Source organism: Bradyrhizobium sp. (assembly GCF_004799445.1).
In the GTDB taxonomy this organism is placed as follows: Bacteria; Pseudomonadota; Alphaproteobacteria; order Rhizobiales; family Xanthobacteraceae; genus Bradyrhizobium.
In genome coordinates this window covers 1-3,644 of the sequence record NZ_SSNA01000196.1, presented here as the reverse complement: position 1 = coordinate 3,644, position 3,644 = coordinate 1, and the positions used below count along the sequence as shown (strand labels likewise).

Genomic DNA, 3,644 nt, shown 5'->3' with positions numbered 1-3,644 from the left:
TTCTACACCCGCTCGCTGATCGAATCCAACATCGACGCGATCATGACCACCGATCCCTCCGGTATCATTACCGACGTCAACAAGCAGATGGAGGCGCTCACCGATTGCACGCGTGACGAGCTGATCGGCGCACCGTTTAAGGACTACTTCACCGATCCAGAGCGGGCCGAAGCGGCGATCGAGCTCGTGCTGAGTGAAAAGTCGGTCACCGACTACGAGCTGACGGCGCGTGCCCGCGACGGCAAGCAGACCGTGGTGTCCTACAACGCGACCACCTTTTACGACCGAAACCGTACGCTGCAGGGCGTCTTCGCCGCGGCGCGCGACGTCACGGAGCGCAAGCGGGTGGAGGCGGAATTGCAGCAGGCCAAGGCCACTGCTGAGAGCGCAAGCCAGACGAAGTCGGATTTTCTGGCGAGCATGAGTCATGAGATCCGAACGCCGATGAATGCGATCATGGGCATCGCGGATCTGCTGGCGAAGACCGCTCTCTCGCCGGAGCAAGACAAGTATGTGCAGATCTTCCGCCGCGCCGGCGACAACCTGCTCAATCTCATCAACGACATCCTCGATCTCTCCAAGGTCGAAGCCTCGCAGCTCGAGCTGGAGCGGACGGGCTTCTCGTTGAACGACCACCTGGAGAAAGTGATGGAGATGGTGGCGGCTCGGGCCCATGAAAAAGGGCTGGCCCTGGTGTGCAAGATCGCGCCGAACGTGCCCACCGACCTGGTCGGCGACCCGACACGGCTGCGGCAGGTGCTGCTCAATTTGCTGGGCAACGCGATCAAGTTCACGCAATCCGGTGAAGTGTCCCTGCGAGTCGCGCTGGATGCGGACTCCTCCGTCCTGACTGCATTGCGGTTCACGGTCTCGGACACCGGCATCGGCATTTCGGGCGAGAAATTGGGCCCGGTGTTTGAACGCTTCACACAGGCCGACTCATCCACTACGCGCAGGTTCGGGGGCTCGGGGCTGGGGCTGACGATTTCGAAGCGCCTGGTGGAACTGATGGGCGGGCGCATCTGGGTCGAAAGCGAAGTCGGGGAGGGCAGCGTGTTTGCTTTCGCCGTGCCACTTGAGATCTGGGCGGAGGCCAATCGGCCTGCGGTCGCGCCGGTCGGCACGGATCCTGATCTGCCGCTGCCGGCGTTACGAATTCTTCTGGCGGAGGACTCTCCCGACAACTGCATAATCACGATTGCCTATCTAGAGGACACGCCGTACCGGGTCGAAATCGCCGAGACTGGGGCCATCGCCTGTGAAAAGTTTACCACCGGAGATTACGATCTGGTCCTGATGGACCGGCAAATGCCTGTCATGGATGGCTTGACCGCGACGCGGGCGATTCGTGCCTGGGAACAGGCGAACGGCCGGCCGCCGACGCCGATCATTGCATTGACGGCCTCCGCCTTGAAGGGCGATCGGGAAATGTGCCTGGCGGCGGGGTGCACGGCGTTTTTGACGAAACCAATCAAGCAAGAGGTGCTGCTGCAAGCGATCAGGGAGCATTCCATCGTTGCTCCGTCATCATCAAAAGAAGAAAGCAGCGGGATGGACTTGATCCATTTGCGTGTAAAATCCAAATCCGCAAACCGGATCCCCGCGTATCTGCAGAACTGCAGGCAGAATGCCATCATGATGCTGGACGCTTTGGATCGGGTTGACTTTGAGACCGTGACGATTCTGGGGCACCAGATGAGGGGCTCCGGGGGCGCCTATGGATTCCAGGCGATCACTGACATCGGTGCCGCCCTTCAGCAGGCGGCCGAGAGCGCCGACACCGACGAGTCGCGCAAGTGGGTGGGCGAATTGTTCAACTACCTGGATGGTGTCGAGACCATTTTCAATTAGCCCGTCACTCAAACCGAAAACCAATCCGTTCTGCGACGCAACTTACTGTTTGTCGCCAAAACCAAAGATTGAAGGGACAATCGACGGCGAGCCGGATGCTTCCAGTTTTCGTAGCTGATCCAGTTGCGTTCGCATGCGTGGGGGCAGTTCCGGCGATTCCCGCGACAGGGAAATGCCCAGCCTTTCTCCGATCTCCTTGCAGATAGCACGGCTGTGGATGCTGTCGATTTCGACGTTGACACGGTTCGACATGACTAATCCAGTTTAATTATTTGAATTTAACAACATTGGACCAAGTCGAAAACGGCAAACTTGTTTCGATGAATCAATCCCAAAGACGTGTACGGGAGAAAATTAAAATTCCAGACAGGTGGAACGAAGCCGCCCTGCAGAATAAGTGTTCGCTGACCTTCTGAAAAAGCATGGGTCCAGCCGCACTGATGGGGTCCCAACCGCACTGAAGGACTGCTGAAAAGAAGACGGCTAATCGTGATGGTGAGTCGGAACACTGCGGTCAGCTTTTGCTCGTTACGTTCGCCAGCCGCTTCACGCCGGGAATGCAACCATTTGCGTTCTGATAGGTTATGTAATGCAGCGGCGGAACCGGAACCCGGCAGCCGCATAAAAAAGCCGTTCGGTGTAACGCCCGTGCGGCTTTTTTTGCATCGTGCGGCTTTTTTTGCAGTCATAACTTGGGACGCCGTGCTTCTGACGGTCGGTCGTTTATAAACGGCGTAATACCAGTCCTCTCGCATTAACGGCGACTTGTGCGCGGTCACTCGGCATTGCTGCTTACGAACGCGATGGCAGAAGACCACGAGACTTTCGAGATGCCGTCCGCTGCCAGCTAATACTGCGAAGGCGCTGCATTGTCTTCCTACTCCAACGGCGGGCCGCCTGCCAAGCTTCCATACCTTCAACCCAGTCCATCACATATCGCCAATATCCATAGGCCCACGCAAATGCCGGGATTGACATGAGTTTATCGCGGTTGATTTCGAATACAGGGCTTGCTCGCAGGTGACGTCGATCTGATGTTCGACAATCTCGGCGTCTCGCTGCCGCTGGTGAATTCCGGCAAGCCGCAAAGAAACGCATTGCAAATCGTATTAGTGAATTGAACGACGGCGTCAGCAACGCATGCCGCCCATATGCCAGCAACCAGATGCCACCCAGAACCAGATGCGTATATTTGCGAAGCAAGAATTCGAGACAGGCACGTCACCTTTAATTATTGCAAAAAGGCGGCCGAACTGGCCACCTTTTTATTGTTCTCTAAATGTCGTCGGGGATTTCTTTTGCGGAGTTTCCGCGATTCCTCCGCTTCCTGCAACTCCCGTTCGGCTTGGTTCCAGAACTCATCGCCCCTTCCGGTGGCTCTGTTCCCAGAGTTCGTGAGCACGTTGTCGGATCTGATCTTCTGTTGGCTTATCCATTGTGCGCTTCCTCCAAGCACAGCCTGCCCTGGGGGCTTGTGGGGGAGAAAGGGCGAGGCTCTTCTTTTGAGGAGGGCAGTGATTAGATAGGAAAGAACCTAGGAGGTGCCATGAAAAAGCCTCTGACGATACCCGACGAACCGCAACCCAGGAACATCACACGCGCCGACCTCGTAATGACTGAGGGCTTTGGCCTGGAAGTTGATGGCCGGATGAAGACCGTATTCCCGACGCAGGAGGCGGCTCATAAAAGTGCACTGGACCTCAAAACCAATTATCCCATGCTCCAGGTCAAGGTGTACGACGCTGCGAAAAAGACCAGGACGTTGGTGGAATTACCCTCAGATAAAGTAGCCA

At 56.8% G+C, this 3,644-nt stretch carries 5 protein-coding genes; 2 read left to right on the top strand and 3 right to left on the bottom strand.

Annotated elements, in window-relative coordinates:
• On the top strand, nt 1-1,851 hold a 1,851-nt coding region (locus E8A46_RS24645), incomplete at its 5' end, for an ATP-binding protein (RefSeq protein ID WP_291566787.1).
• Between the two features lie 42 nt (nt 1,852-1,893).
• Here E8A46_RS24645 and E8A46_RS24640 read toward each other — a convergent pair.
• The 3 genes from E8A46_RS24640 to E8A46_RS30500 form a co-directional block, all read right to left on the bottom strand.
• Nucleotides 1,894-2,103 (bottom strand): hypothetical protein, encoded by a 210-nt coding sequence (locus tag E8A46_RS24640; RefSeq protein ID WP_291566786.1) that lies wholly within the window; start codon nt 2,101-2,103, stop codon nt 1,894-1,896.
• Between the two features lie 26 nt (nt 2,104-2,129).
• Nucleotides 2,130-2,630: a hypothetical protein gene (locus E8A46_RS24635; protein ID WP_291566784.1), complete on the bottom strand. Its 501-nt coding sequence runs from the start codon at nt 2,628-2,630 to the stop codon at nt 2,130-2,132.
• 579 nt (nt 2,631-3,209) lie between these two features.
• Nucleotides 3,210-3,287 carry a DUF2934 domain-containing protein gene (locus tag E8A46_RS30500; RefSeq protein ID WP_363252490.1) on the bottom strand — a complete coding sequence of 26 codons (78 nt, stop codon included), beginning with the start codon at nt 3,285-3,287 and terminating at the stop codon, nt 3,210-3,212.
• Nucleotides 3,288-3,397: 110 nt separating this feature from the next.
• Between E8A46_RS30500 and E8A46_RS24630 the strand changes: the two genes are divergently transcribed.
• Nucleotides 3,398-3,644 (top strand): hypothetical protein (locus E8A46_RS24630; protein ID WP_291566783.1); only part of this gene is annotated, 247 nt, incomplete at its 3' end.